The sequence below is a fragment of the Streptomyces yongxingensis genome, assembly GCF_055597465.1.
In genome coordinates, this window is the sequence record NZ_CM145717.1 from 8,997,904 (window position 1) to 9,024,644 (window position 26,741).

The window sequence follows — 26,741 nt, forward strand, 5'->3', positions numbered from 1 at the left end:
TCGGACTACGACAGGCGGCCGGTGCCGCCGTCGGGGGCGGCGTGGGCGAGGCCCGTCCGGTAGGCGATGACGACGAGTTGCGCCCGGTCGCGGGCCTCCAGCTTCGTCATGGCGCGCTGTACGTGGGCGCGGACGGTGAAGGGGCTCAGGAACATCCGCTCGGCGATCTCCTGGTTGGACAGGCCGGTCGCGACCAGAGCCACCATCTCGCGTTCGCGCGGGGTGAGCACGGCGAGCTGTTCGGGGTGGTGCCGCGGGGCGTCGTCCGGTGTGGCCAGGAAACGGGCGACCAAGGAGCGGGTCGCGGCGGGGGACAGAAGAGTGTCGCCGTCGGCGATCGTACGCACGGCGTCCAGCAGGTCCTCGGCCCCGATGCCCTTGCCGATGAAGCCGCCGGCCCCCGCGCGCAGCGCCTGAGCGACGTACTCGTCGGTCTCGTACGTGGTGAGGATCAGGATGCGGCTGGCACGCAGTTCCGGGTCCGCGCAGATCTCCGACGTGGCGGTGAGACCGTCCACCTCGGGCATACGGATGTCCATGATCACCACATCCGGGCGCAGCTCCCGGGTGAGTCTCACCGCCTCCCTGCCGTCGGCGGCCTCGCCGACCACGGTGATGTCGTCGGCACTGTCGAGAAGCATCCGGAAGGCACCGCGCAGCAGGGCCTGGTCGTCGGCGAGCAGCACCCGGAGCGTCACGGCGCACCCCCGGCCTCTCCGTCGCCCGTCCGTCCGTCGTCCGGCGCTCCGTCGGCCATCCGCCCCTCCATGGTTGTCGCTCCGTCAGTCCTCCGCGTCGTGTCCTTGGCGGGCCGGAGAGGCAGCTGGGTGGAGACGAGGAAGCCGCCCTCCGGGCGCCTGCCCGCGGAGAGGTGTCCCCCGACCGCGGTGGCACGTTCACGCATCCCGATCAGACCGTAACCGGGCGAACGGTCCGGCACCGTGGCCGCACTCGGTCCCGTGGACGCGGTCGGCGCCGTACCGGCTCCCCCTCCGTCGTCGGCGACGGTGATGGTCACGGAAACGCGGTTCCAGGCGAGGCGCACCCGGGCGCTACCGGTACCGGCGTGCTTGGTCACGTTGGTCAGGGCCTCCTGGACGATGCGGTAGGCGGTGAGGTCCACTCCCGGCGGCAGCGGCCTGGCCGTGCCCTCCTGGTGCACCGACACCTCCAGACCCGCGCGGCGGAAGGACTCGAGGAGTGTGGGAAGCCGGGACAGGCCGGGCGCCGGTTCGGCGGGCCCGGCCGCGTCCCCGGACTGACGCAGCAGACCGACCGTGGCCCGCAGTTCGTCGAGCGCGTGGCCGGTGGTCTCGACGAGCTCCTTCAGGCTCGTGCGGGTCTGCTCCGGACGGGCGTCGAAGAGGTGGGCGGCGACCGTGGCCTGCGCGTTGGCCAGGGTGATCTGATGGGCCACCAGGTCGTGCAGTTCCCGGGCGATGCGCACCCGTTCCTCGGCCACTCTCCGGCGCGCCTCGCTCTCCCGGCTCTTCTCGGCCCGCCGGGCCCGCTCCTCCACGGCCGCCAGGTAGGCCCGCCGGTTCTGCACCGAGTGCCCGAGTACGCCGGCCACCAGCGGGAACGCCGCCACCGCTGCCACCCTGCTCGCGTCCTTCCACGAGAGGGCCCCGAACAAGGGGGCGGAGGCGACCAGCAGCGCCGCGGAGGTGAGCGACACCGCGCTCACCGCGTGCCGTGCGGTGCGCACGGTGAGCGAGTAGGCGGTGATCACGGCGGGGGCCACGATGAGCGGGCTCAGCAGGAGACCCAACGGCGGCACCAGCATGCCGCTCGCGGTCGTGACCGCCATGGCGGCCAGGGGCGCCCGGTGCCGCACCGGCAGCACGGCACAGGACACCACGGCGATGACGTAGGCGGCGGCAGGCGGCGGTGACAGCGTGCTGCCGTCCTCCCGCACCACGCCGCCGAGCAGACAGAGCGCGAACGCCGTCGCCGTGATCGCTGCCTCCCGCCACCACGTGCCGCGTGGTCGCGGGCCACCGCCACCCGTGTTCGTCATGGCCGGCTCAGTGCCGGTCCCGGCCGACGGGGAGCCGCGGCACCGCCGCGTCCGGCACGGTCGCGGAGGCCGGGACATGCCTGCTCAGTTTCTCGCCCTCGATGTCCACATTCGGCAGCACACGGTTCAGGATAGGGGGCAGCCACCAGGCCCGGTGGCCGAGCAGTGCCAGGACCGCGGGTGCGATCGCCATCCGGACCACGAAGGCGTCGAAGGCGACGGCGGCGGCCAGGCCGACACCCATCGTCTGGATGGTCGGGCTGCTCATCCCGATGAATCCGGCGAACACGCTGACCATGATGATCGCCGCCGCGGCCACCATACGTCCGCTGTGCCGGAAACCGCCCACGACCGCCTCGCCGGGGGACGCGCCATGGACGTAGACCTCCCGCATCCGGGTGAGGAGGAAGACCTCGTAATCCATGGCGAGACCGAACACTATGCCGATGATGAGAATCGGCATCAGCGACATGACCGGTCCGGTCTGCTCGATGCCGACCAGGTCTGCCGCCCAGCCCCACTGGAAGACGGCGACGAGGACGCCGAAGGCGGCACCCACCGACAGCAGGAAGCCGAGCGCGGCCTTGACCGGGACCAGGACCGAGCGGAAGACCACCGTCAGCAGGAGCACCGCCAGGCCGATGACCACGGTCAGATAGGGGATGAGGGCGTCGGACATGGCTTCGGAGATGTCGATGTTCATCGCGGTGGTGCCGGTCACCAGGATGTCGGCGCCCGTGTCGGCCTCGACACCGGAGACCGCGCCCCGGATCGCGTGCACCAGGTCCTTGGTCTCGCCGCTGTTCGGCGCGGTCCGCGGGACGGCGGTGAGGACGGCCGTGTCCTCGGTCCGGCTGAGAACCGGATCACCGACCGACGCGACCCCGTCCACTCCCCGTAGGGTCTTGACGACCAGGTCCGTGGTGGCCCGGGTGTCCGCGGACTCCGAGGCGTCCACGACCACGGTCAACGGGCCGTTGAAGCCGGGGCCGAAGCCTGTCGACAGCAGGTCGTAGGCACGGCGCTGGGTGGTCTCCACCGACTTGGACTCGTCTCCGGGCAGCCCGAGTTCGAGGCTCAGTGCCGGTACGGCGACGGCGCCGAGACCGAGTCCGGCGATCAGCAGCACGGCGGCCGGCCGGCGCAGCACGAACCGCGCCCAGCGGGTGGCGAGCCCGGCCCGGCCGGCCGCGGTGGGCACCGGGTGCGGGCGCTCGCTTCCCGACCGGCGATACGAGTGTGCCGTGCGGACGGCGCGGGACAGTATCCGGCGGCCGAAGAAGCCGAACAGCGCGGGGACCAGGGTCAGCGCGACGAGTACGGCAAGCGCCACGGCGCCCGCGCCGCCCATGCCCATCTTGGTGAGTTCGGGGATTCCGACGACCCCCAGCCCGACCAGGGCGATGAAGACGGTCGCGCCGGCGAAGACGACGGCGGATCCGGCCGTGCCCACCGCCCGGCCGGCGGCCTCCTCCGGCTCGCTGCCCTGGGCGCGCTCGTCGCGGAAGCGGGAGGTGATGAAGAGCGAGTAGTCGATGCCGACCGCCAGCCCCAGCATCAGCGCCAGGATGGCGACGGTGGACGTCAGGCCCAGCGGCACGGCCAGCGCGGAGACCAGGCCGAAGGCGATGGCCACGCCCACGAAGGCGGTCAGCAGCGACAATCCGGCCGCGACCAGGGACCCGAGGGCGAGGACCAGCACCACCGCCGCCACCGCCACGCCGATGATCTCCGTCGTACCGCCCGGCTCCTCTTCCGCGTCCAGGGCCGAGCCGCCGATCTCCACGGTCAGCCCCGCGCCCCGGGCCCGGCTCGCGGCGTCCTCGAGGGCGCTCTTCGTCGACCCGGTCAGGTCGACGGCGTCCGCGGCGTAGGTGATCGTGGAGTAGGCGATGGTGCCGTCCTCGCTGACAGCGCCGGTCTCATAGGGGTCGGTGGTCGACGCGACCTGATCGCCCCCGTCCAGCGAGCCGAGCGTGTCCTCGACGGCCGCCTTGTTCTCACTGGCCGTCACCAACTGCCCGTCCGGGGCCTGGAACACCAAGCGGGCCTCGGCACCCTGGGAGTTGCTCCGTGGGAAGCGCTCGTCCAGCAGGTCGAACGCCTGCTGCGACTCGGTGCCGGGCATGGAGAGGTCCTCTTCCTCCCCGGCCGGCGCCACGGCGGCGGCGACCACGGCCACCACCAGGACACCCAGCCACACACCACCCACGAGACGGCGCCGCCGGAAGGCCCACCGTCCGATCCGGTAGAGAAATGTCGCCACCTGTTGATCACTCCAGACACCGCTAGGCAAGGGGAATGCGCGAGATTCACGCGCCTCCCACACTTCCCTCCGGCGCCCCTGCCGGGCATCGTCCTCCGCCGCCGTCTTCCCCTGGTGCACCCGGACCAGCCACTCGCGCGTCCTGGTGCCTGCGCACTACAGGCCGGCTGGGGGCAGGGCCGCGCTTGGCGTCACCGGCCCGTGGGCCGAGCACCTTCGCATCGCGCCCCGCGGACGCCTCATGCCTTCTTTCCGCGGCGTCTCGTCACGGCCAGAAGCTCCGCCGCGGGGCCGACGAGGACGCGTCCCGAAGTCCAGACAGCTCGCAAGTCACGGTGCAGTTCGATGCCCTCGACCTCCACCGACACCAGGCGGCCATCGGCGAGGTCGGCCCCTACCGCCAGCTCGCTGATCACTGCCGGGCCGGTTCCGGCGATCACGGCGTTGCGCACGGCGGTCGCCGACCCCAGCTCCAGGAGAGGCAGCGGTTCGCCCACGCCGGCCTTGCGCAGAGCCTGGTCCAGGGTCTCGCGGGTGCCCGATCCGCGTTCGCGCAGCACCAGCGGCGCGGCCACGAGCTCGGCGACGCTCAGCGGGCGACGGCGGCGCGTCCAGGGGTGCCCCGGGGCGACCACCACGAGCAGCCGGTCGCGGGCGACCCGCCGGGCGGACATCCCTGCCGGGGCCCGCGGGGACTCGACGAACCCCAGGTCCACCGCCCCGCTGCGGAGCAGATCCGGAACGTGTTCGCTGTTGGTCACGTGGAGGCCGACGTACAACTCCGGCCGAGTGCGGCGGAGTTCGCCGATCCAGCCCGGTATCAGACATTCGGCCACCGTCATGCTGGCCGCCACCCTCAACTCGGCGTCCCGCTTCGTACGCAGCGCCTCCGTGCCGGTCAGCAGCCCCTCCACCTCCTGGAGGACCCGCTGGGCCCAGCCCGCCACGGCCCGGCCCGCGTCGGTGAGCCGCGATCCCCGCCGCGTTCGGTCCACCAGCACCAGGCCCAGCCTGCGCTCCAGCATGGACAGCCGCTTGCTCGCCGACGGCTGCGTCAGACCGAGCCGCGCCGCCGCACCGCTCAGGCTCCCCACGTCCCCGATCAGGACGAGCAGCCGCAGTGATTCCAGATCCGGCAACTGGCTCATAGCTCCAGGGTATGGGTCGGACCCGGTCGGCAGTCATGCCCGTTGGCTATGACCTCCTCACGATCTCGGGGCTACAACCGTGGTCCGGAGCACATCAGAGTCGAGGTCATGAGTGAAGATCTGGACTGTCCGGTCCCCGCACGGCCGGAGGCTGAACCGGCTGCACGGCCGGAGGCTGAACCGGCTGCACGGCCGGACGCTGAACCGGCGCGGGCGTCCCGGCCCGCCGTGGCCTCTTTCCTGCCCGGTCTGGCCCTCGTCCTGACTCTCGCGGTGGCGGGCACGGCGGTGGGGAAGACGTTCCCGCTCGTCGGCGGCCCGGTGGCCGGGATCGTCCTCGGTGTGCTGCTGGCCGCCCTGGTGAGGCCAGGAGCCCGGTTGCGCCCCGGCATCGGCTTCGCGAGCAAGCGGGTGCTGCCGGTTTCGGTCGTCGTCCTGGGCTCGCAACTGTCGCTGGCCCAGATCGTCCAGGTGGGCGTCGGCTCGATTCCGGTGATGATCGGCTCGTTGGTGGTCTGTCTGACCGCCGCATACGGCATCGGCCGGTGGCTCGGGATCGGTGGGGACCTGCGCACGCTGATCGGCGTGGGCACAGGCGTCTGCGGCGCGTCGGCGATCGCGGCGGCCGCCCCGGTCATCGGCGCGGCCGGGGCCGAGGTGGCCTACGCGGTCTCCACCATCTTCTTGTTCAACATCGCCGCCGTGCTCACCTTCCCGCTGCTCGGCCACCTCCTGGGGATGAGCCTGCACAGCTTCGGCCTCTTCGCGGGGACGGCGGTCAACGACACGTCCTCAGTGGTCGCCGCCGCCACCAGCTACGGCCGGACCGCGGCGGACTACGCGGTCGTCGTCAAACTCACCCGCAGCCTCATGATCATCCCCATCTGCCTGGGACTGGCCTGGCTGGTGAGGCGCCGCAACCGGGCCGCGGCGGAGGCCACGGCCCGTCCCCGGCTTCAGGTGGCCAGGCTGGTGCCCGGGTTCCTGATCGGCTTCCTGCTGATGACCACGGCGAACAGCCTGGGTTTCATCCCGGCTGCCGCCCACCACGGACTCGGCGAGCTGTCGGTCTTCCTCATCACCGTCGCGCTCTCCGCGACGGGCCTGGCCACCGACCTCGCAAGCCTGCGCCGCACCGGCCCCCGACCGCTCATCCTCGGTGCCTGCCTGTGGGCCGTGGTCTCGGTCACCAGCCTCGTTCTCCAACTCCTGACCGGTTCCTTGTGAGCGGGAGCCCGGCCGTGAAGTCCGACGTCCACCGGCGTCCAGCCGTTCTCACGCAGGGCTTCCAGGCTGGGACGGCCCTCCGGCAGTCCCTGGGATGCCCAGTTGGCCGGCCACGGCGGTGAGGGCCGTTCCCAGCGGGAGCGCGACCCGGGTGACGGCGTGCCGGTCGCCCCGGGTCGGGTCCAGGTTGACGATCAGCACCGGTTTCCCGGCCCGGGCCGCCTGGCGGACGAACCGGAGCCCGGACATCACCGTCAGTGAGGAGCCCAGGACCAGCAGCGAGGCCGCCTCACGGACCAGCTCACGGCAGTGCTCGACCCGCCGCGGCGGAACGGCTTCGCCGAAGAACACCACGTCCGGTTTGAGGATGCCGCCGCAGAGCGTACAGGGCACCACGCGGAAGTCCCCGACTTGTTCGTCGGTGAGGTCGGCGTCACCGTCCGGGTTGATTCCGGCGGCCACCGGCTCGAAGCCCACATTGGCCTCCTCCAGCCGCCGGGCGAGTTCGCGGCGCGGGCTGAACGCGCCGCAGGAAAGGCAGACGACCCGGTCCAGGCTTCCGTGGAGTTCCACGACGCCCTCGCTGCCGGCGGCCTGGTGCAGGCCGTCGACGTTCTGGGTGATCACCCCCGAGAGCAGGCCATGCCGTGCGAACCCGGCCACGGCCCGGTGCCCGGCGTTGGGACGGGCGCGGCCGAAGGTGCGCCAGCCGAGGTGGCTGCGGGCCCAGTACCGGCGCCGGGCCCGGGCGTCGGCCGTGAAGTCCTGGTAGGTCATCGGGGTATGCCGGCTCAGGCTCCCGCCCACGCCCCGGTAGTCGGGGATGCCCGACTCCGTGGAGATGCCCGCCCCGCTGAGCACCAGCACACCGCCGGTGCTCAGCGCATCGGCGACCGGTTCCAGATCCGTGCTGCCCGGCGGCAGGTCCTCGGCGGGGGTCCAGCTCAAGGTGGGGCGCATGCGCATGCCGCCAGAGTACGGAACAGTGCCGGGGCGCGGCACCGGCGTACGCGAGGCGCCGTCATCGCGGCACGGATGCCACCTGGCGTATACGATTCGGGCGTCTAGCCCGTTATGTGGTCATTCGGGGAGTGGTGTCGTGGAGGGGATTGCCGACATGGGCGGTACCCCGGGATGGGGTCCCGTTCATCCGCCGAGGCGCGATGAGCCGGTCTTCGAGGAGCCCTGGCAGGGCCGGGCCTTCGCGCTGGCGAGTCTCTCCGGCCGTATCGCGTACGGCGGCGTCAACCTGGACGCCTTCCGGCACGCGCTCGAGCGTCTGGACCGAGCCGCCTACCTGGACGACGGCTACTACGGGCGATGGCTCAACGGCGCGGAGCTGATGCTCACCGACAGCGCCATCCTGGCGCCGGGCGCCATCGACGCCCGCGCCCGCAACCTACGGGGCGAACACGTGGCGGAGCCGCCGGTCCCCGAGCCCGCGGTACCCGACTACGCGCCGACCGCCGAGGGCTCGCTGCGTTCCGTGGCCACCCCGCCTGCCTTCGCTGTCGGCGAGCGTGTACGGGCCAAGGCCATGCCGGTGCCCGGCCACACCCGGCTGCCGGGCTACGTACGGGGACACACCGGGATCGTCGAGATCGTCCAGCCCGCTTTCGTGCTGCCGGACACCAACGCCCACTTCCAGGGCGAGCATCCGCAGCACGTCTACTCGGTGCGATTCGCCTCACGCGAGCTGTGGGGCGCCGACGCCGAACCCTTCGCGCTCACCGCCGAGCTGTTCGAGAGCTACCTGGAGACCACCTCATGACCGCCACCAATGCCGGGCCGGACGAGACCCTTCCCGTGGCCCTGCGCACCGAGGCGCTCGAACAACTGCTCACCGAACGGGGCCTGATCGACCCGAAGGTGATGGACGGGGTGATCACCACCTACGAGACCAACGTGGGCCCGCTCAACGGCGCCAAGGTCGTCGCCAGGGCCTGGACCGACCCGGAGTACCGGCGGCGGCTGCTCGACGACGGCACGGCGGCCATCAAGGAGCTCGGCTTCTCGGGGCCGCAGGGCGAGCACATCGTCGTTGTGGAGAACACCGCGACCACCCACAACGTGGTGGTGTGCACCCTGTGCTCGTGCTACCCGTGGCCGGTGCTCGGCTTGCCGCCGAGCTGGTACAAGGACCCTGCCTACCGCGCACGCGTGGTGAAGGAGCCCCGCACGGTGCTGTCCGAGATGGGACTCGAACTCGGCGACGACGTGCGGATCACCGTCCACGACTCCACCAGTGAGGTGCGCTGGTTCGTACTGCCCGAGCGTCCGGCCGGCACCGAGCACCTGTCCGAAGAACAACTCGTGCCGCTGGTGACCCGGGACGCGATGGTCGGCGTGGCCAAGGTGGCGGCGCCATGACCGCGCCACTGGACATCGAGGGCCCGGCCGCACCACCGCGCCGCAACGGCGAGTTGGTGTTCGCCGAGCCATGGGAGGGCCGCGCCTTCGCCATGGCCGTCAGCCTGTACGAGGCAGGCGCGTTCACCTGGCCGCGATTCCAGGACGCGCTGATCGCCCGGATCGCGGCCTGGGAGACCGCTTTCACCCGGGACGAGCCCTATCGCTACTACCAGCTCTGGCTGGCCGCCCTGGAGGACGTGCTCGTCGGCCTGTGCGTCGTGTCCACGGACGAAGTGAGCACGCGCACCCAGGCCCTGGCGCGACGTCCCCCGGGCCACGACCACGGGGACGACCACGAGCATCATCACGCGCACTGAGGGAAGGGCGACGCCCGGTCGCCGACCGGTTCGGTGACCGCCGAGGCCGACCACCGCGACGGCTTCGGGGTCCGTCTCCGGTGCTGGGCCGGGGCCGGGGCCGGTGCTGGGGCCGCCGCTTGGTCCGGTGCCGGGGCCGCCGCCTGCGCCGGTGCGGGCGCGCCTGCCGCACGAGGGCGATGTCGCCGAGTGGAGGGCATCTTGCGATGATGCTCGTCGTCTCGACGGCCGAGAGCCCGACACCCGGACGGAGAACTCCCTGTGATCCCCACCGATCTCTACCCCGCCGACCGTCTGGAGCGCGCCCGGGAGGCCGCTGCCGGCGCGGGCCTGGACGCGCTGCTGATCAGCCCCGGCGCCGACCTGCGCTATCTGACGGGTTACCACGCCCTGCCCCTGGAGCGGCTCACCTGTCTCGTGCTCCCCGTGGACGGCGAACCCTTTCTCCTGGTGCCGGAGTTGGAGCGGCCTGCCGCGCTCGCGTCCCCGGCTGGGAACCTCGGCATCGAGATCACCGGATGGGCCGAGACCGAGAACCCGTACGCCCTCGTCGCGGCCAGGCTGCCCGCCGGCATGGCCCGGGTCGGCGTCGACAACCACATGTGGGCCGAGAAGGTCGTCGCCTTCCGCGCCGTGCTGCCCGGCACCGACCAGGCACTCGCCGGAGAGGTACTCGGCCGGCTGCGGATCCGCAAGACCGAGGCCGAGGTCGGGGCGCTGCGCCGGGCGGGGGCGGCCATCGACCGGGTGCATGCCCGCATGGGCGAGTGGCTGCGCGCCGGGCGCACCGAACGCGAGGTCGGCCGGGACATCGCGGAAGCCATCGTGACCGAAGGCCATGTGCGGGTCGACTTCGTCATCGTGGGCTCCGGACCCCACAGCGCCAGTCCCCACCATGAGCTGTCGGACCGGGTGATCCTGCCCGGTGACCCCGTGGTGGTCGACATCGGGGGGACCACCGAAGACGGCTACTGCTCCGACTCCACCCGCGACTACGTCGTCGGCGAGCCGCCGGCGGAGTACCGACGGCTGTATGAGGTGCTGTTGACCGCCCAGCGTGCCCAGACCGATGCGGTGCGGCCCGGTATCACCGCCGAGCGACTGGACGCGATCGGCCGGGACGTCATCACGGACGCGGGCTTCGGGCCGCACTTCATCCACCGCACCGGTCACGGCATCGGGCTGGAAACTCACGAGGAGCCCTACATCGTGGCGGGCTCCGACCTGCCGCTGGAGCCTGGCATGGCCTTCTCGGTCGAGCCGGGCATCTATCTTCCCGACCGGTTCGGAGCCCGCATCGAGGACATCGTCATCTGCACCGACGACGGCGGTGAACGACTCAACCGCACCAGCCGTGAACTGGTCGTACTGCCATAACCGGTCCCGGCCCGTACCGCACGGGCGGCGGGTTCTGGGGCGAGGCTCGGGAGTTCGGCGCACGAACCGGGCCTCCTCCGCACCGCGCGATGGAGCGCCGAGCCCGGGGCGTCCGGCCGCTGCCCCGGATGGCATCGCGCCTTCCGGGGCAGCGGGCGGCTCGCACGGCGGGCGATTGAGGCGTGCGGCGGCGGATTACGGGATGTGGCGCGCGTCTACACCGCGCCGTCGACGAACGCGGCGCGGATGCCGTCGACGTCGGAGCCGAGCAGGCCCAGCGTCTGCGCTGTGCGGCCGCCGGCCACGAAGTCCTGTCCGCACAGGGCTGTGCCCAGGGCGACGAACGAGTCGGTCAGGGGCAGCGGGAGTCCGATCTGCGCGGCCAGCGAACTCCAGGTGACCAGTCCGAAGGGGATGTCCTCGGTGAAGTACCGGTGCTTGACGGAGTCGGGTTCGGGGAATCCCTGACGGCCGTAGCCCTGCACGATGCGCTCGACGAAGCTGCCCTCGGTCACCTCGTACGCGGTGTTGAGGAAGTCCCAGAAGCTGGCCGCCTTCACTCCCAGGGCGTCCGCCAGGGCAAGGCGTTCGCGGTCGAGGGCGTCGATGACCTCGGCGATGCGCGGTGTCACCAGGCTGTGCAGCGGGTGGCAGTCGGCGTCCTCGACCGTCTTGAAGTTCAGCACCGCCGGCGGAACGTGGTAGATGGGGTTGCAGTTGTTGAGCCCGACGGTCAGCGTGTCCTCGCCCGGCACGTACCGGTCGCCGAAGTAGCTTCGCAGGATGTCGAGAGCCCGGGGCGTGTCCGCGCTGGGTACGGCGGCCAGCGGGACGGCGTGCTTGATCGCCCCGATGTAGACGTGCGCGGGGCGGCGCAGCCGGCACGTGTACAGACTGGTCGGCGTCTCCGCGATGAGGCAGGGCCGTCGGCCGGCGAGCGTGAACATGCGCGCGAGTTCGACGCCGCTGCCGAGCACGCCCGGCTGGAACAGGACCAGCTGGTCCGGCTCGAGGACGGACGCGAGTTGCCGGGACAGGTAGGCGTGTGCGAAGGCGGGCGCGGCGACGATGACCACCTCGGCGCCGGTCACGGCTTGCCCGAGGTCGGTCGTCAGCACTGCGGGTGTGCCGTGGCCCTCCACGTCTCCGGTCATGTCGATGCCGTCGTTGGCCTCGATCGGTTCAAGATCGCGGCCCCACCTGTCGAAGATCCGTACGTCGTGTCCCTTGAAGGACATGTGGCCGGCGATGGCCTGGCCGACGTTGCCTGCGCCGATGATGGCGATGCTGCCCATAGTGCGTGACTCTTCCGTGTCGAAGTGGTGCGGGGGTGGGCTCGGCGTTGCCGAGCTGTGCGAGGTGCTGACGTGGTGGTGCGTCATCTGACGGGCACCCCTGGGCCGAGCGGAATTCCCAGGGCGTACCAGAGGGCGAAGAAGGACGACCACGAGACGAGTACGGCGAGAGCCACGGGAACCGTGAAGGACAGCATGGTTCCGATGCCCGCGCCCTTCCGGAACTGCTGAAGGAATCCCAGGGCCAGGACGAAGTAGGCGTTCATGGGTGTGGTGTTGGTGACCGAGTCCCCGATCATGAAGGAGACCATCGCCGCCTGGGGGGAGAGCCCGATGTACATCGCCAGGGGGACCACGACGGGGGCGAGGATGGACCACATCGCCGAACCGCTGCTGATGATGATGTTCAGTCCGCTGATGGCCAGGATGATCACCAGCAGGATGATGAGGTGGGGCGCGTCCAGGGACTTCAGGAGCCGGGCGCCCTCGACGGTGATCACATTGCTGATGCCGGTCCAGGTGAAGTAGGCGAGGAACTGCGAGACCACGAAGAACAGCACGATCACGGGGACGAAGGACTTCACCCCGTCGGCCATGGCGGTGGGGACGGACGACAGTGAGGGGATCGTGCCCACCTGCATGCCGTAGACGATGCCGAGGACGGCGAACAGCAGGGAGATGAACACGGCGATGTTCACCACGACCACGGACTGGACGATGCTGCCGCCCTCGCCGCGGAACGGGGATCCCGGCAGCAGGAGCGCGGACACCGCCAGGACGTAGAGCACGAGCACCGCGCCGGTCAGCCTCATGGCGCGTTTCTCGACGGCGCTCAGCGCGAATGAGGAGGGGGCCGCGTCGGCCGGGCCGCTGTGCTGGGGTGCCTCGCCGTGGGCGGTGGTGTTGAAGAGCCTGTCGGCGGCCGCGTCGTCCTCGGGTGTGGCTGTGAACTCGGGCCGTTGGGCCAGGACGCGGTCGACCGTGAGGGCGATGACGGCGGCGAGGAACACCGATGAGACCGCGGTGAAGAAGTAGGTGGCCACCGGGGTGATGACATAGTCCGGATCGACGGTGTGCGCGGCCTCGGCTGCCAGGGACGACCTGACCGCGTCGGCTGGTGTCACCAGCGGGCTGGCGTTGAAGCCGATGGCCGTCGAGGCGTAGGCGACCATCAGGCCGAGCACCGGGCTGCGGCCCACGGTCCGGAAGGCCAGCGCTCCCAGCGGGATCATCACGATGTAGGCCGAGTCGCTCATGACGTGCGCGATCATGGAGCCGAACGCGATGGAGAAGGTCAGCCACCGAACGGGCAGACGGCCGATCGTGACGCGAAGAAGCGCGGTGAGAAGGCCGCTCTTCTCGGTGACGCTGACGCCGAGAAGGACCACGACCACGACCGACAGCGGCGCGAACCCGGCGAAGTTGTCCAGCGCTGACTCCGCGGCGAACTTGGCTCCCTGAAGCGAGAGCAGGTTCTTGACCGCGACGGAGTCACCTGTCGACGGCAGGGTGACGGACACGCCCACGCCGGCCAGTACGGCACTGAGCACACCGAGCAGTGCCACGAAGATCCAGAACAGCCAGAACGGATGGGGAAGCCTGTTTCCCGCGCGTTCCAGGGCGCTGAGAGCCCGGAACAAGCGGTTCATAGAGCCATCCACGGTGGGACTGCTGCTTCGAAGTTGCGTCATCTGGAGCCTTATCGGTCAGCAGGTGCTCACGGGGAGGATTCCGCTTCTGTCCAGCACGAATCAGCCCCGCCGACCCGTGCAATCCCTGTGATATTTCACAGGGATGATACGCTGCGAAAGGTAGCTGTCAACAGGTCTTCGCGCAGGTGGTCGCCGGATGACGAGGGCCGCCACACAGTGCTTGAAGAGGAGCTGTGGTTTTGAGTTCGGGATCGTCGATGGCGCAACAGGCGTACGCATCCCTCAAGCGCGACATCATCCGATGCCGCCTCCGCCCCGGCGACGTCATCGTCGAAGCGTGGCTCGCCGAGCGCTACGGGATGAGCAAGACCCCGGTGCGCGAAGCCATCAACGCGCTGCGCAGGGAAGGTCTTGTCGTCGTCGTCCCGCGGCGCGGCACCTTCGTCAAGCCGACGGACCTCGGCGACCTCCAGGACACCTATCGCCTGCGACGGCTCCTCGAGCCGGAAGCGGCCGTGCTCGCCTCACAGCGAGCCGGTGCCGAAGATCTGGACCGCCTGGACGCACTCAGCGCGGCGACCGTGGCGGCGAACGCCTCGCGTCCCGACTTGAACGAAGCGAACCGGCTGCTGCACGTGGCGATCGCCGAAGTGGCGCGCGTGTCGCTGATGATTCCCATGATCAACACGCTGCACGAAGAGATCGAACGCTTCCTCAACCTCCGGGGTGAACTCGGTCGGCCCCCCTACACAAGCGTCAACCACGGACGGTTGGTCGAGGCGATCAGGAGGGGCTCGGAGGATGAGATCAGGCAGGTCGTCCTCGAGGGCATCGAACGCTCGCGCCAGTACATGCTGGACACCCTGCTGTCCGGAGGGAACGAGGCGAGCGGCGCGGGGAAGCCGGTGTGAGGCTCCCGCTCTTGGGCCAGTAGGCGCCCGACCTCGGCGGGGCGCCGGGGCGTAGCGCTTGACCGCCGTTCTCGGACTTGAGGTCCACACCCGGGAAGCCGCCGATCTCGCAGGTACGTCCGCCGGCGTTGGCCCGGAGTCCCGCACCTCGGCGGATGAGCCCGTGGCCTCGGGATTCGCGGTGGTCACAAACGCCCTCGCCAGTCGCGCACTATCGCATTTGATCGAGAACGCGTACTATCGCGTTCTGGTCGAGCGTTGACCTCCAACTCCCCCCCCGCACGCACCCGATTTCTCCGAGGAGCACTCCCATGCCCACGCTGCTGGACCCGGTCCTGGACCTGCTGATGCTCCGCGGCACCGTCACCGAGACCGAGCCGATCGCCGCCCGCATGCGCCGGCTGCGCATCGAGGGCGACGCCCTCGCCGGGCTCGATGTCCGCCCCGGGCAGCAGGTGCGCGTCCTGGTCGGCTCCGGGCTGACCCGCCGTACGTACTCCGTGTGGCGCTACGACCCCTCCGGTGCCGTCGAGTTGTGCGTGCTGGAGCACCCCGGAGCGGGTCCGGGGGCGCGTTGGGGCGGCGGCGTCGAGGTCGGCGAGCGGGTGCGGCTGGGCAAACCCGAGGGGTCGTTCACGCTCCGGCCCGAGGCCGCCCATCACGTCTTCGTCGGGGAGGAGACGGCCTCCGTCGCCTTCGGCGCGATGCTGGCCGCGCTGCCGCCCGGGGCGCGTGTCTCCGGCTGCGTGGAGACGGAGACGGCCGGGGACCGGCTGCCGCTGACCCACTCGGACCGCCTCGACTGGCTGACCAGGGGCGGCACGTCACTCCCGGACGCGGTGCGGCGCCTCGCCCCTGAGCCGGGCGGGATCGCCTACGTCGCCGGGGAGGCCCGTGTCGTGCAGCAGGTGCGGCAGGTGCTCGTCCGGGAGGCGGGCTGGGACCGGCGCGCGGTGCTCACCAAGCCGTTCTGGGCGCCGGGGAAGCGGGGGCTGGAGTAGGGCGGACAGGTCCGCCGCCGGAACCTGGGGCAAGTCGGCGAGGTTCTTCCAGGCGCTGGGGTACGAGCTGGAGTTCGCGACCGACCACAACTCCGGGCAGCTCCGCAACGGTGACGGGCCGTACGTCTCGACCAGCCCGGCCCGCAGGCATGGAAACGCCGTCGCCTGGACGAACTCGGCTACGGCGTCCCCGACTGGCTGCACCTGGTGCCGGTCGACTTCGAGGCGAGCGAAGACTGGCTGAAGCAACTGGCCGCCGCCGGCTTCGGCGCCGGCAGACCCGCGGTCATCGTCTCCACCGGTGTCACCATGTACCTCACCAAAGAGGCCACCGCGGCCACCCTGCGCCAGATCGCCGGGCTCGCGCCCGGCTCGACGCTCGCCATGACCTTCCTGCTGCCGACCGAACTCCTCGACGCCGCCGACCGCCCCGGCTTCCGCGACTGCGGGGTGACCCGGGCCTTATGGGGCGCGCAATGCCCGGCGCCAGTAGTCGGTGACGGTGTGGCGCAGCCGTGCGGTGTCGACGGTGTGGGGGTCGAGGAGGCATTGCAGTCCGATCCCGCGCAGCTGTCCGAGGAGCGCGATGGCGACGTCGTCGGGATCGACGTCAGGGCGCACGTCGCCGTCGGCGATGCCGGCGGCGACGTCGATGCGCAGGTCGGAGCGGAACGCCTCGTCGCGCTCCCGGAAGATCGGGGCCAGTTCGGACGCGGTGGCCGCTTCGGCCCACAGCAGCAGGAAGGCCCGGTTCATGGTTCCGGCGCCCCCGGAGGCGCCGACGTAGCCGTCGACGAGTCGCAGGAGCCGGTCCAGTCCGGGTGGGAGGTCCGCGAGCCCGGGGACGAAGCCGGTTTGCGTCGTGCGGGCCAGTCGCTCGATCAGGGCCTGCTTGGACCCGAAGTGGTGGGTGACGATTCCGCGGCTGTAACCGGCTTGTTCGCCGACCCGCGCCAGCGTCAGCGACCGCACACCGTGCTCGACGACCAGTTCGGCGGCGGCGTTGAGCAGCGCGGCTTCGGCCTGGGCGCGGCGCTCCTGCTGGGTGCGGCGAGTGGTGACCATGCGGGGATCCTAACAAGTAACTTGCGTGTTGACTGACAAGTATGATAGCCCGGCGTTCTCCTCGGTCTCCCTCGACGGCTTCGTCACCGGGCCCGACCCCGGCCCGGACAGCGGTCTGGGCGCCGGTGGCGAGGCCCTGCACACCTGGGCGTTTTCCGGCGACCCCGACGACCGCCGGGTCCTGCGCGAGGGGACCACCCGCTCGGGCGCCGTCGTCCTCGGCCGCCGGCTCTTCGACGTGGTCGACGGGCCGAACGGCTGGGACGACACGACCGGCTACGGCGCCGGTGAGGTCGGCAAGCCCGCGTTCGTCGTCGTGACGAGCTCGCTGCCGGAGTCGGTGCGGCTCGCCGACCTCGACTGGACGTTCGTCACCACCGGTCCGCCCGACGCCGTCGCCGCCGCGCGGGAGCGCGCCGAGGCGGCGTCGTCGGACAGCGGCAAGGACCTCGACGTCGTCCTCATGGGCGGCGGCGCCACGGTCGGCTCGGCGCTCGAGGCCGGGCTGGTCGACGTGCTGTCGCCGCATCTCGCGCCCATCGTGCTGGGTGCCGGAACGCCACTGTTCACCGGCGGGGCGCCGCGCACACTGGTCCAGCGGAGCGTGACCTCGACAGCGACCGCGACACACCTGACCTACGGCGTCCGCTGACGACGTCCCGCGTCGTCGCGGAACCAGTCGGCGAACTCATTGACATGTTCACCGGCAGTCCTTATGGTCCAGGCCATTCCTGTCCGTATTTGGGAACTGTGTTCTCATCCATGAACAGAAGAGGTCATGGGATGGCACGAACCAGAACCGCGTTACTCAGTGTTCTCGCCCTGCTGGCCGGTCTGCTGAGCCTTCAGCTCAGCGGACCGGCCCCGCGGGCCACGGCCGCGCCGGCCGCCTTCACCCACCCCGGGGTGCTGGTGAGCCGGGCCCAACTCGACTACGCCCGCTCGAAGGTGCAGGCCGGGCAGCAGCCCTGGAAGGCCGCCTACGACGACATGATGGGCAGCTCCTACGCCTCGCTGTCGCGCACCCCCCAACCGCGCGCCGTGGTGGAGTGCGGCTCATCGTCCAACCCCAACCGCGGGTGCACCGAGGAGCGCCAGGACGCCATCGCGGCCTACACCGACGCGCTCGCCTGGTACTTCACCCGGGACAGCAGATACGCCAAGAAGTCGATCGAGATCATGGACGCCTGGTCCGCCACGATCACTGATCACACCAACAGCAACGCCCCGCTCCAGTCCGGCTGGTCCGGCGCCACCTGGCCGCGCGCCGCCGAGATCATCAAGTACACCTACGACGGCGGCTGGCCGGGTGCCGGACGCTTCGCCACCATGCTGCGGAACGTCTACCTCCCCGAGGTGATCAATGGCGCCGCCACCAAGAACGGCAACTGGGAACTGGTGATGACCGAGGCGGCCATCGGCATCGCGGTCTTCCTCGATGACCGCTCCGCCTACGACAAGGCGGTCAGCACCTACCTCGACCGCGTCCCGGCGTACGTCTACCTGACCAGTGACGGCGACCTGCCCAAGCCGCCCGCGGACAGCAGCATCGACACCGAGGCCGAGATCATCAAGTACTGGCAGGGGCAGAGCACCTTCGCCGACGGCCTCGCCCAGGAGACCTGCCGCGACTTCGGGCACACCGGCTGGGGCATCGCCTCCATCGCGGACATCGCGGAGACCAGCCGCATCCAGGGCCAGGACCTCTACCCGAAGATCCAGGACCGGCTGCGCTACGCACTGGGCTTCCACACCGCCTACGAGAACGGCGCCGCCGTGCCGTCCTGGCTGTGCGGGGGCTCCGTCAAGAAGGGCCTGGACCAGGTCACCGAGGTCGGCTTGAACGCCCTCCACAACCGCCTCGGCATCAGCATGTCCAACACCCAGAAGTACACCGAGGCCCACCGTCCGTCCGGCACGGACAACTACTTCAACGCCTGGACGACCCTCACCCACGCGGAGAACCCGTCCTGACCGAGCGATGCCCCGGCCCCCGCTGCCGCCGGGGGGCCGGGGTGCGGGAGCGGTAGACGACGTAGGGCCTGGTGAGGTAGCCGACGGGGGCGGTGAAGGCGTGGACGAGGCGGCTGAAGGGCCAGAGGGCGAACAGGGCCATCGCCAGCAGGGCGTGGATCCGGTAGACCAGGGGTGCGTGGGCCATGGCGGGCACGTCGGGGTCGAGGGTGAACAGGCTGCGGAACCAGATCGAGACGCCCTGGCGGTAGTCGTAGGAGTGGGGGCGCGCGCCGGTCGCGGTGGCGGTGAGACCGGCCAGCAGGACGGTGGCGAGCAGGGGGTGGACGGCTTTGTCGCTGCGGCTGGTGGCCGCGCGTACGGCCGGTACGCGCAGCCGCCGGTACAGCAGGATGCCGAGGCCGGCGACGGTGGCCAGCCCCGCGGTGCCGCCGACGAGCAGGGCGTTGGCGTGGTACAGCGATTCGCCGACGTGCAGCCGTTCGGTGAGCGATTCGGGGATGAGCAGGCCCACGACATGGCCGGCGATCACGAAGAGCAGCCCGTAGTGGAAGAGCGGCCCGCCGATGGCGAGCATGCGGTGTTCGTGGAGCTGGCTGGAGCGGGTGGTGAAGCCGAACCGGTCGTAGTGGTAGCGCCAGGCGGCGCCGACGGTGAAGAGGGTGAGGACGAGGTAGGGGAGGACGCCCCACAGGGCCATGTGCAGGTGGTTCATCGGCCGGTTCCTCTCGCGAGGGGGGTGGCGGTGGGGGTGGTCGCGGCGAAGGGGGCCAGGCCCACGGTTTCGGTGGGCGGTCCGCCGCGGGCGAGCGCGAGGGCCGCGGCGCGGTCGGCGGGTGAGGGGCCGGGCAGGGTGTCGCAGACGGCGCACAGGATGTCGGCGTACGGACTGCCGTGGTCGGTGAGGGCCATCCGCAGCAGTTCCAGGGCGGCGCGGTGGTCGCGCAGCAGCCGGGTGCCCGGGGCCGGGCAGCGGGCGGCGAACTCCAGCAACAGCGGCAGGTGGTCGGGGAGTTCGTCCTCGGGGGGCGCCCATCCGTGGGCGCGGTAGTGGGCCTTGAGGGCGGCGAGGGTGCCGCCGCGGCGGCGGGTGTCGCCGTCGGTGTAGTAGGTGAGGTGCAGGGTGCGGCGGCGGCTGCGGTCGAAGGTCCGGACGTAAGCGGAGGCCAGGTCGAGCACCGGGACGCCGTCGACGGCGGCGCAGAACCGCAGCAGCGGCGTGGCGGCGGGGATGGTGAGTTCGGTGAGGCAGTCCCGTACCAGGGCGTGGCGGGCGGGCCAGTCCGGTCCGGGGTAGCCGAGGAGGAGGGCGGCGGCCTGGTGCACCGCGGGGGCGTCCGGGTTCACCGGGTGCCCTCGTCGCGCTTGGGGAACAGCCCGGCGGGGCGGCCGCGGCCGTTCCAGTTCAGCAGGTTGAGCCGGCCGGCGAGGCCGGATCCGGCGCCGGCGGGTTCGGGTGCCGGGGGCGCGTGGAAGGCGCCGGCGTCGCCGTACGGCATCATGCCGGGCAGGCCGTCGCCGTCGAGGCTGCAGGAGTCCATGGGAGCGTCGCCGCCGGGTGTGGCGGTGTAGCTGGTGGGGATGACGTACCGCTCCTCGTACTTGGCGAGGGCGAGCAGCCGGTACATCGCCTCGATGCCGTCCTGGTCCAGGCCGACGGCCGCCGCGATGTCGGGGTCGCGTTCCTCGCCGAGGTTGATCCGGCGCATATGGCTGCGCATCGCGGCCAGCCGGCACAGGGCGGCCTCGACCGGCCCGGGATCACCCGCGGTGAAGAGTTCGGCGAGATAGCCCAGGGGGATGCGGAGGCTGTCGATGGCGCCGAAGAGGTTGACGGGATCCTCGCCGTCGTGGCCGGTGGCGGTGAGCGCGTCGACGACCGGGGACAGCGGGGGGACGTACCAGACCATGGGCATGGTGCGGTATTCCGGGTGCAGTGGCAGGGCGACCCGGTACCGGCTGATGAGCGCGTGCACCGGGGAGCGCCGGGCGGCCTCGATCCAGTCGTGCGGAATGCCGGAGTCGGCGGCGGCGCGGGCGACGTCGGGGTCCTCGGGGTCGAGGAAGCAGCCGAGCTGGGCCTCGTAGAGGTCCTTGTCGTCGGGGGTGGCGGCGGCCTCGCCGACCTTGTCGGGGTCGTAGAGCATGACACCGAGGTAGCGCAGCCGCCCCACGCAGGTCTCGGAGCACACGGTCGGCTCCCCGGCCTCGATGCGCGGATAGCACAGGGTGCACTTCTCGGCCTTGCCGCTGCGGTGGTTGAAGTACACCTTCTTGTACGGGCAGCCGCTGACGCACATGCGCCAGCCGCGGCAGCGGTCCTGGTCGACCAGGACGATGCCGTCCTCGATCCGCTTGTACATCGCGCCGGAGGGGCAGACGGCCACGCAGGAGGGGTTGAGGCAGTGCTCGCAGATGCGCGGCAGGTAGAACATGAACGCCTGCTCGTACTCCAGCCGGACCTTTTCGCTCATCTTCGCCAGGACCGGGTCGCCGGCGAGGTGCTCGGGGCCGCCGCCGAGGTCGTCGTCCCAGTTGGGGCCCCAGGTGATGGCGGTGGGGCGGCCGTCGACGAGGGAGCGGGGCGGGGCGGTGGGCACGTCGTCGCCGAGCGGGGCGGTGGTGAGGGTGTCGTAGTCGTACGTCCAGGGCTGGTAGTAGTCGTCCAGCCGGGGCAGTTCGGGGTTGGCGAACAGCCGGGCGAGGCGGCGGGCCCGGCCGCCGGTGCGGGGCACCAGCCTGCCGCCCTTGAGGTGCCAGCCGCCCTTCCAGGTGTCCTGGTCCTCGTAGCCGCGGGGATAGCCCTGGCCGGGGCGGGTCTCGACGTTGTTGAACCAGACGTATTCGGTGCCGGAGCGGTTGGTCCAGGTCTGTTTGCAGGTGACCGAGCAGGTGTGGCAGCCGATGCACTTGTCGAGGTTCATGACCATGGCGACCTGGGCCATCACCCGGGGGCTGCGCGGCCGGTGGCGCGGCATGTCAGTACTCCACGTTCTGGGAGCGGCGCCGGATGACGGTGACCGCGTCCCGCTGGTTGCCGGTGGGTCCGTAGTAGTTGGGGGCGAAGGAGAGCTGGGCGTAGCCGCCGATGAGGTGGGTGGGTTTGATGAGGAGCTTGGTGAGGGCGTTGTGCACTCCGCCGCGGCGGCCGGTGGCCTCGGACTTGGGCACGTTCACCAGCCGTTCCTGCACGTGGTACATGAACACGGTGCCGGTGGGCATGCGGTGGGAGACCACGGCGCGGGCGACCACCACGCCGTTGGCGTTGACGGCCTCGATCCAGTCGTTGTCGGATACCCCGATGGCCTCGGCGTCGGGGACGCTGAGCCAGATGACCGGGCCGCCGCGGGCCAGGGTCTGCATGAGCAGGTTTTCCTGGTACTCGGAGTGGATGGACCACTTGGAGTGCGGGGTGAGATAGCGGACGGTGACCGAGCGGCCGGTGTCGCCGTCCGTCCCGGGCGGGGCCTCGCCGAGGGCGGCGAGGTCCAACGGCGGCCGGTAGACGGGGAGTTGTTCACCGAGCTCGGCCATCCAGGAGTGGTCGAGGTAGAAGTGCTGGCGGCCGGTGAGGGTGTGCCAGGGCTTGCGGTGTTCGGTGTTGATGGTGAACGGCGCGTAGCGGCGGTCGGGAGCCTCCTTGCCGGACCATTCGAAGCTGGCGCCGACCTGGACCGGCCGGGCCTGGGTGTCGGAGAACACCACGCGGCGTTCGGCCACCGAGGCGCCCAGTTCGGTGAGGCCGGAGCCGGGGCCGCACTGCTCGGCGAGCCGGGCGAATCCCTCGGCGGCGAGGCGCCCGTTGGTGGTGCCGGACAGCGCGAGGATGGCCTCGCACATCTTGGCGTCGGTGTCGAGGAGGGGCCGGCCCGCCGCGGCGCCGCGGGTGGCGGTGCCACAGCGGTCGGCCAGCCAGGCGGCTTCCTGGTCCGGGATGACGGTGACGCCCTTGACCTGCATGCCCGCCTGCTGGGCCAGCGGGCCGAAGGCGGCGAGGCGGTCGGCCACGGCGGTGTAGTCGCGGGTCACGAGGGCGACGTTCGGCAGATTCACGCCCGGTACGGCGGGGGTGTGGCCGTCGCGCCAGTCCGGTACGGTCCCGCCGGGCTGGGCGGTCTCGCCCGGGGTGTCGTGCATCAGGGCGGTGGCGACCAGGTCGTGGGCGGTGTCCAGCCGTCCGGCGGCGAGTTCACTGAGCTTGCGGGCGAGGCCGTGGAAGATGTCGAAGTCGGTGCGGGCCTGCCAGGGCGGGCTGATGGCCGGGGAGAAGGCGTGTACGTAGGGGTGCATGTCGGTGCTGGACAGGTCGTGTTTCTCGTACCAGGTGGCGGCGGGGAGCACGAGATCGGCGAAGAGGGTGGTGGAGGTCATCCGGAAGTCCAGCGCGAGCAGCAGGTCGAGCTTGCCGTGGGGCGCCTGGTCCTGCCAGGTGACATCCGCCGGCCGGCGGTCCGGTGGGGTCTCCTCGGCGGTGGAGTTGTCCTGGGCGCCGAGCAGATGGCGCAGGAAGTACTCGTTGCCCTTGGCTGAGGAGCCGATGAGGTTGGCCCGCCACACGGTGAGCACGCGCGGCCAGTTCTCGGGCGCGTCGGGGTTCTCGCAGGCGAACTCCAGCTCACCTGCGGCGAGTTGTTCGGCGACCCACTCCTGCGCCGGTCGTCCGCTCTGCCGCACCCGGCGGCCGAGCTCCAGGGAATTGGCGGAGAAGGTGGGGTAGGAGGGCATCCAGCCCAGCCGCATCGACTGGGCGACCAGGTCGGCGGTGTGACGGCCGGTGAACAGCCCCTGGCCGGTGGGCGAGGCGAGCGCGTCGGCGCCGTACCGTTCGTAGCGCCACTGGTCGGTGTGGAGGTACCAGTACGGGGTGCCCGCCATCTGCCGGGACGGCCGCGTCCAGTCGGCGGCGGTGGCCAGCTGCTGCCAGCCGGTGAAGGGGCGCACCTTCTCCTGGCCCACGTAGTGCGCCCAGCCGCCGCCGTTGACGCCCTGGCAGCCGGTGAGCAGCAGCAGGGTGAGGAAGGAGCGGTAGATGGTGTCGGAGTGGAACCAGTGGTTGGTGCCCGCGCCCATCACGATCATGCAGCGGCCGCGGGTCTTCTCCGCCGTGCCCGCGAACTCGCGCGCCGCACGGATCACGGCCGCGGCCGGGACCGAGGTGATGGCCTCCTGCCAGGCCGGGGTGGCGGGTGCCGAGGCGTCGTCATACCCGGTGGGCCATTGCCCGGTGAGGCCGGGGCGGCCCACCGCGTACTGGGCCAGGAGCAGATCGAAGACGGTGGTGACCAGCCGTCCGCCGAGCCGTCGTACGGGGACGGCACGCCGGACGGTGGCGCCGGGTTCGTCGAAGCGGGGCAGTTCCACCTCGACGGCCTCGGCGCCGGGGGTGCGGTGGAGGGTGAGCCGGGGGGTGATGCCCTCCAGGTCGAGGTTCCAGCGGCCTTCGCCGCCCTTGCTCCAGCGGTCGCCCAGGGTGCCGTGGGGGACCACGGGCCGGTCCGTCTCCGCGTCGTAGAGCACCGGCATCCAGCGCCGGGCCGCCTCGTCGGCGTGGGCGCCCAGGCGCGGTTCGGTGTCCGCCAGGGCGGCGGCGGTGAGGAAGGCGCCCGGGGTGTGGCGCCCGTCCCGTTCCGCCAGTTCCACCAGGAAGGGCAGGTCGGTGAAGCGACGCACGTAGTCGGTGAAGTAGGGGACCTGGCGCTCGACGAAGCACTCCTTGAGGATGACGTGGCCCATCGCCATGGCGAGCGCCCCGTCGGTGCCGGGGTGGGGGTGCAGCCACTCGTCGGCGAACTTCGTGGCGTCCGCGTAGTCCGGGGAGACCACGACCACCTTCTGGCCCCGGTAGCGTGCCTCCGCCATCCAGTGGGCGTCGGGGGTGCGGGTGACCGGCACATTCGAGCCCCACAGCATCAGGTACGCCGCGTCCCACCAGTCGCCCGACTCGGGGACGTCGGTCTGGTCGCCGAAGACCTGCGGGGAGGCGATCGGCAGATCCGCGTACCAGTCGTAGAACGAGATCATGGGCGCGCCGATCAGCGCCATGAAGCGGGCGCCGACGGCGTGGGAGGCCATCGACATGGCGGGGATCGGGGAGAAGCCGGCGATCCGGTCCGGGCCGTGGGCGCGCAGGGTGTGGACATGGGCGGCGGCCGCGATCTCCAGGGCCTCCTCCCAGTCGATCCGCACCAGCCCGCCCTTGCCGCGGGCCGACTGGTAGCGGCGCCGCTTGACCGGGTCGCCGGTGATCTCGGCCCAGGCGGCCACCGGGTCGCCGAGCCGGTCCCGGGCCTCCCGGTAGAGCTCCACCAGCACACCGCGGGCGAGGGGGTGGCGCACCCGGGTGGGGGAGTAGGTGTACCAGGAGAAGGAGGCGCCGCGCGGGCAGCCCCGCGGTTCGTACTCGGGGCGGTCCGGGCCGACCGAGGGGTAGTCGGTCTGCTGGGTCTCCCAGGTGATCAGCCCGTCCTTGACATAGACCTTCCAGGAACAGGATCCGGTGCAGTTGACGCCGTGGGTGGAGCGCACCACCCGGTCGTGCGCCCAGCGTTCGCGGTAGGGGGAGTCCTCCACGGTCTGGTCGGTCCGGTAGACGGCCCGCAGGTCGGGGGTGGTCGGGAGGCGGCGGAGCGCGGTCCCGGCCGCGAGCAGTCTCTCCGTCACCGCCGAGGCGGCGGTCCCGGCCTTCTCTCGTGCTGTGCGGCGCACCACGGTCCAGCTCCTTCGGCTGTGGCTCCGCGCCGGACGGTCGGCCGGGGCCCTGATTGCGTGTCGCGCGACAGCATCACTCGTGCATCAGCCGTGTCGTATGACTCCTTTAAGTCGTTTAGCATCACCTGGATCGGTCTTTTCTTGCGGTTTGCCTTTCTTGTGGTGGACGCGTGTGCCGATGGAGGCGGCGCGGTGAACGGAACGTGACAAGGTGTCATCCTTGCCTGGCAGGCAAGCGGGGAGGGTTCACCAGTTCGGTGAAGAACGTCCGTCGGCCGGATTTTCACAGCTCTTGACCAAGTTTCTGGCTCGAATTCGCCGCCGCCATCCGATGGCAGCGCGCCCGCACCAGCCCGGCCGCGACCAGTGACCACGCGCCCAGCGCCACCCAGACCGCGAGATGCCCGAGGAGCACCAGGCGGTGGATCCCCTCGGCCTCGCCGAGGGCGGCGGTGGACACGGCGTACATGCCCGTGGGGAAGACGATGGTCCACCAGGCCGGCTCGTACCTCAGGGGCACCCGGTGCAGCAGATGCCGCCAGATCCCGGCGGCCAGCAGCGGTGGCAGCAGGCCGGTGGCCCAGCCCCACAGGGCGATCAGCACGACGCGGGTCACCGCCTGGAGATGAGGGGCGTCGAGTCCCTGGTGCACCAGCCGGGCGCCGGCGAGCAGGCTGATCGCGCAGGCACCCATCGTGATCCAGTAGGGCGGTGACAGCTCCCGGGGCCGTACCCCGAACCGCGCCAGCCGGCACGCGACCACCGTGGCCACCGCGGCGTACAGCAGCACCCCGGCCACCCAGCCGAGCGCTTCGGCCGGCCGGGCACGGCCGGGGGCCAGCGCGGCCACCGCCAGGACGGCGGACTGGATCCCCACTACGCACAGGAACCAGATCCCGTCCGCGCGCCGCACCATTCCGCCCGCGCCGAGCCGGTGCGCCATGGACGCCACACACCCCAGCAGGAGGACGACCACGGGCACGGCCAGCACCGGCAGGGCCGTCGCGGCCGCCCGCGCGGGACCCGGGGCCAGCCGGACGGCGAGCACATCGGAGCCGGCGACGAAGGTGAAGAAGCCGAAGATCCGTGCGGGATCCCGCAGGTCAGCGGCCACCTCGCGCGGATATCGCACCACCCGCCACACCAGCCCCGCCAGTAACCCGCCGTAGAGCACCACGGCCACGGCCAGCAGGGCGTCCGACAACTGTGGGGCGCCCACCGCCGCCAGTCCCTGGGACACGATTCCGGTCGCCATCACGGGGGCGAAGGCATTGGGCGGCAGGTTACGCGCCGTCACCCCGTTCAATGTTCGCAGCACGCCAGCAGGCTGCCACCCCGGCGGAGTCCGGGTGCAGTGGTGGAGAGGGG

The 26,741-nt window shown here is 71.3% G+C and carries 22 protein-coding genes and 2 pseudogenes; 11 read left to right on the top strand and 13 right to left on the bottom strand.

The genetic code is table 11. The annotated features are described in order from the left end of the window. Window positions 1–5 precede the first annotated feature (5 nt). The 4 genes from ACZ6TD_RS38590 to ACZ6TD_RS38605 all read right to left on the bottom strand — a co-directional run bounded on the left by ACZ6TD_RS38590 (window position 6) and on the right by ACZ6TD_RS38605 (window position 5,434). The gene (locus ACZ6TD_RS38590) at window positions 6–698 is read right to left on the bottom strand and encodes a response regulator transcription factor (protein WP_471345573.1); all 693 of its coding nucleotides are present in this window, start codon (window positions 696–698) and stop codon (window positions 6–8) included. Further along, entirely contained in the window at window positions 695–2,020 is a 1,326-nt protein-coding gene (locus ACZ6TD_RS38595) for a sensor histidine kinase (protein WP_471345575.1), read from the bottom strand. The genes ACZ6TD_RS38590 and ACZ6TD_RS38595 overlap by 4 nt, the downstream gene beginning before the upstream one ends. A gap of 7 nt (window positions 2,021–2,027) precedes the next feature. Then, window positions 2,028–4,286, bottom strand: coding sequence for an MMPL family transporter (locus ACZ6TD_RS38600; protein WP_471345577.1), 2,259 nt, complete (start codon window positions 4,284–4,286; stop codon window positions 2,028–2,030). Between the two features lie 239 nt (window positions 4,287–4,525). Then, window positions 4,526–5,434: a LysR family transcriptional regulator gene (locus ACZ6TD_RS38605; protein ID WP_471345579.1), complete on the bottom strand. Its 909-nt coding sequence runs from the start codon at window positions 5,432–5,434 to the stop codon at window positions 4,526–4,528. A gap of 228 nt (window positions 5,435–5,662) precedes the next feature. Between ACZ6TD_RS38605 and ACZ6TD_RS38610 the strand changes: the two genes are divergently transcribed. After that, complete coding sequence (locus ACZ6TD_RS38610; RefSeq protein ID WP_471345581.1) at window positions 5,663–6,661, top strand: YeiH family protein; 999 nt, start codon at window positions 5,663–5,665, stop codon at window positions 6,659–6,661. A 48-nt stretch (window positions 6,662–6,709) separates the two neighbouring features. Here ACZ6TD_RS38610 and ACZ6TD_RS38615 read toward each other — a convergent pair whose 3' ends face one another. Next, a complete protein-coding gene (locus ACZ6TD_RS38615) occupies window positions 6,710–7,627 on the bottom strand; it encodes an NAD-dependent protein deacetylase (protein ID WP_471345584.1) in 918 nt (305 codons plus the stop codon). Between the two features lie 151 nt (window positions 7,628–7,778). Here ACZ6TD_RS38615 and nthB point away from each other — a divergent pair, with 151 nt between their 5' ends. The 4 genes from nthB (at window position 7,779) to ACZ6TD_RS38635 (ending at window position 10,767) form a co-directional block, all read left to right on the top strand. Next, window positions 7,779–8,432 (top strand): nitrile hydratase subunit beta, encoded by a 654-nt coding sequence (gene nthB, locus ACZ6TD_RS38620; RefSeq protein WP_471345586.1) that lies wholly within the window; start codon window positions 7,779–7,781, stop codon window positions 8,430–8,432. Further along, window positions 8,429–9,031 (top strand): nitrile hydratase subunit alpha, encoded by a 603-nt coding sequence (nthA, locus tag ACZ6TD_RS38625; protein WP_471345587.1) that lies wholly within the window; start codon window positions 8,429–8,431, stop codon window positions 9,029–9,031. Before nthB ends, nthA begins: the two co-directional genes overlap by 4 nt. Further along, window positions 9,028–9,390, top strand: a complete 363-nt coding sequence (locus ACZ6TD_RS38630) for a nitrile hydratase accessory protein (RefSeq protein WP_471345589.1) — start codon at window positions 9,028–9,030, stop codon at window positions 9,388–9,390. The genes nthA and ACZ6TD_RS38630 overlap by 4 nt, the downstream gene beginning before the upstream one ends. A 261-nt stretch (window positions 9,391–9,651) precedes the next feature. Continuing rightward, a complete protein-coding gene (locus ACZ6TD_RS38635; RefSeq protein WP_471345591.1) occupies window positions 9,652–10,767 on the top strand; it encodes a M24 family metallopeptidase in 1,116 nt (371 codons plus the stop codon). 215 nt (window positions 10,768–10,982) lie between these two features. Here ACZ6TD_RS38635 and ACZ6TD_RS38640 read toward each other — a convergent pair whose 3' ends face one another. After that, window positions 10,983–12,062 carry an NAD/NADP octopine/nopaline dehydrogenase family protein gene (locus ACZ6TD_RS38640; protein ID WP_471345592.1) on the bottom strand — a complete coding sequence of 360 codons (1,080 nt, stop codon included), beginning with the start codon at window positions 12,060–12,062 and terminating at the stop codon, window positions 10,983–10,985. An 83-nt stretch (window positions 12,063–12,145) separates the two neighbouring features. Then, window positions 12,146–13,711 carry an AbgT family transporter gene (locus tag ACZ6TD_RS38645; RefSeq protein ID WP_471345594.1) on the bottom strand — a complete coding sequence of 522 codons (1,566 nt, stop codon included), beginning with the start codon at window positions 13,709–13,711 and terminating at the stop codon, window positions 12,146–12,148. 260 nt (window positions 13,712–13,971) lie between these two features. On the opposite strand from ACZ6TD_RS38645, the gene ACZ6TD_RS38650 reads away from it, so the two are divergent. From ACZ6TD_RS38650 to ACZ6TD_RS38665, 4 genes and pseudogenes are all read left to right on the top strand, one after another. Further along, complete coding sequence (locus tag ACZ6TD_RS38650) at window positions 13,972–14,625, top strand: GntR family transcriptional regulator (RefSeq protein WP_471345596.1); 654 nt, start codon at window positions 13,972–13,974, stop codon at window positions 14,623–14,625. Window positions 14,626–14,936: 311 nt separating this feature from the next. Further along, a complete protein-coding gene (locus ACZ6TD_RS38655; protein WP_471345597.1) occupies window positions 14,937–15,626 on the top strand; it encodes a siderophore-interacting protein in 690 nt (229 codons plus the stop codon). Between the two features lie 55 nt (window positions 15,627–15,681). After that, window positions 15,682–15,753 (top strand): annotated as a pseudogene (locus ACZ6TD_RS38660) (VOC family protein); the annotation flags it as partial. Continuing rightward, window positions 15,741–16,067 (top strand): annotated as a pseudogene (locus tag ACZ6TD_RS38665) (class I SAM-dependent methyltransferase); the annotation flags it as partial. The pseudogenes ACZ6TD_RS38660 and ACZ6TD_RS38665, both read left to right, overlap by 13 nt. A gap of 21 nt (window positions 16,068–16,088) precedes the next feature. Here the strand turns inward: ACZ6TD_RS38665 and ACZ6TD_RS38670 are convergent. Beyond that, window positions 16,089–16,691 carry a TetR/AcrR family transcriptional regulator gene (locus tag ACZ6TD_RS38670; protein ID WP_471345599.1) on the bottom strand — a complete coding sequence of 201 codons (603 nt, stop codon included), beginning with the start codon at window positions 16,689–16,691 and terminating at the stop codon, window positions 16,089–16,091. Between the two features lie 28 nt (window positions 16,692–16,719). On the opposite strand from ACZ6TD_RS38670, the gene ACZ6TD_RS38675 reads away from it, so the two are divergent. Then, window positions 16,720–17,343, top strand: a complete 624-nt coding sequence (locus tag ACZ6TD_RS38675) for a dihydrofolate reductase family protein (protein ID WP_471345601.1) — start codon at window positions 16,720–16,722, stop codon at window positions 17,341–17,343. A gap of 131 nt (window positions 17,344–17,474) precedes the next feature. Beyond that, on the top strand, window positions 17,475–18,665 hold the full coding sequence (locus ACZ6TD_RS38680) for an alginate lyase family protein (RefSeq protein ID WP_471345603.1): 1,191 nt from the start codon (window positions 17,475–17,477) through the stop codon (window positions 18,663–18,665). Here the strand turns inward: ACZ6TD_RS38680 and narI are convergent. The 5 genes from narI to ACZ6TD_RS38705 all read right to left on the bottom strand — a co-directional run bounded on the left by narI (window position 18,640) and on the right by ACZ6TD_RS38705 (window position 26,670). Then, window positions 18,640–19,380: a respiratory nitrate reductase subunit gamma gene (narI, locus tag ACZ6TD_RS38685; protein ID WP_471345605.1), complete on the bottom strand. Its 741-nt coding sequence runs from the start codon at window positions 19,378–19,380 to the stop codon at window positions 18,640–18,642. The two genes, ACZ6TD_RS38680 and narI, sit on opposite strands and share 26 nt — an antisense overlap. Next, window positions 19,377–20,012, bottom strand: a complete 636-nt coding sequence (narJ, locus tag ACZ6TD_RS38690; protein ID WP_471345607.1) for a nitrate reductase molybdenum cofactor assembly chaperone — start codon at window positions 20,010–20,012, stop codon at window positions 19,377–19,379. Before narJ ends, narI begins: the two co-directional genes overlap by 4 nt. Next, window positions 20,009–21,643: a nitrate reductase subunit beta gene (gene narH, locus ACZ6TD_RS38695; RefSeq protein WP_471345608.1), complete on the bottom strand. Its 1,635-nt coding sequence runs from the start codon at window positions 21,641–21,643 to the stop codon at window positions 20,009–20,011. Before narH ends, narJ begins: the two co-directional genes overlap by 4 nt. Before the next feature lies 1 nt (window position 21,644). Continuing rightward, window positions 21,645–25,373, bottom strand: coding sequence for a nitrate reductase subunit alpha (locus tag ACZ6TD_RS38700; RefSeq protein WP_471345610.1), 3,729 nt, complete (start codon window positions 25,371–25,373; stop codon window positions 21,645–21,647). Between the two features lie 283 nt (window positions 25,374–25,656). Then, on the bottom strand, window positions 25,657–26,670 hold the full coding sequence (locus ACZ6TD_RS38705; protein WP_471345612.1) for a tellurite resistance/C4-dicarboxylate transporter family protein: 1,014 nt from the start codon (window positions 26,668–26,670) through the stop codon (window positions 25,657–25,659). Window positions 26,671–26,741: the final 71 nt, after the last annotated feature.

Coding starts and splice junctions, on each gene's coding strand:
- ACZ6TD_RS38615 (WP_471345584.1), bottom strand. CDS start 7,627: ATGCGCATGCGCCCCACCTTGAGCTGGACCCCCGCCGAGGACCTGCCG.
- narH (WP_471345608.1), bottom strand. CDS start 21,643: ATGCCGCGCCACCGGCCGCGCAGCCCCCGGGTGATGGCCCAGGTCGCC.
- ACZ6TD_RS38605 (WP_471345579.1), bottom strand. CDS start 5,434: ATGAGCCAGTTGCCGGATCTGGAATCACTGCGGCTGCTCGTCCTGATC.
- ACZ6TD_RS38655 (WP_471345597.1), top strand. CDS start 14,937: ATGCCCACGCTGCTGGACCCGGTCCTGGACCTGCTGATGCTCCGCGGC.
- ACZ6TD_RS38670 (WP_471345599.1), bottom strand. CDS start 16,691: ATGGTCACCACTCGCCGCACCCAGCAGGAGCGCCGCGCCCAGGCCGAA.
- ACZ6TD_RS38680 (WP_471345603.1), top strand. CDS start 17,475: ATGGCACGAACCAGAACCGCGTTACTCAGTGTTCTCGCCCTGCTGGCC.
- ACZ6TD_RS38595 (WP_471345575.1), bottom strand. CDS start 2,020: ATGACGAACACGGGTGGCGGTGGCCCGCGACCACGCGGCACGTGGTGG.
- nthB (WP_471345586.1), top strand. CDS start 7,779: ATGGGCGGTACCCCGGGATGGGGTCCCGTTCATCCGCCGAGGCGCGAT.
- narI (WP_471345605.1), bottom strand. CDS start 19,380: ATGAACCACCTGCACATGGCCCTGTGGGGCGTCCTCCCCTACCTCGTC.
- ACZ6TD_RS38650 (WP_471345596.1), top strand. CDS start 13,972: ATGGCGCAACAGGCGTACGCATCCCTCAAGCGCGACATCATCCGATGC.
- ACZ6TD_RS38630 (WP_471345589.1), top strand. CDS start 9,028: ATGACCGCGCCACTGGACATCGAGGGCCCGGCCGCACCACCGCGCCGC.
- ACZ6TD_RS38640 (WP_471345592.1), bottom strand. CDS start 12,062: ATGGGCAGCATCGCCATCATCGGCGCAGGCAACGTCGGCCAGGCCATC.
- nthA (WP_471345587.1), top strand. CDS start 8,429: ATGACCGCCACCAATGCCGGGCCGGACGAGACCCTTCCCGTGGCCCTG.
- ACZ6TD_RS38645 (WP_471345594.1), bottom strand. CDS start 13,711: ATGAACCGCTTGTTCCGGGCTCTCAGCGCCCTGGAACGCGCGGGAAAC.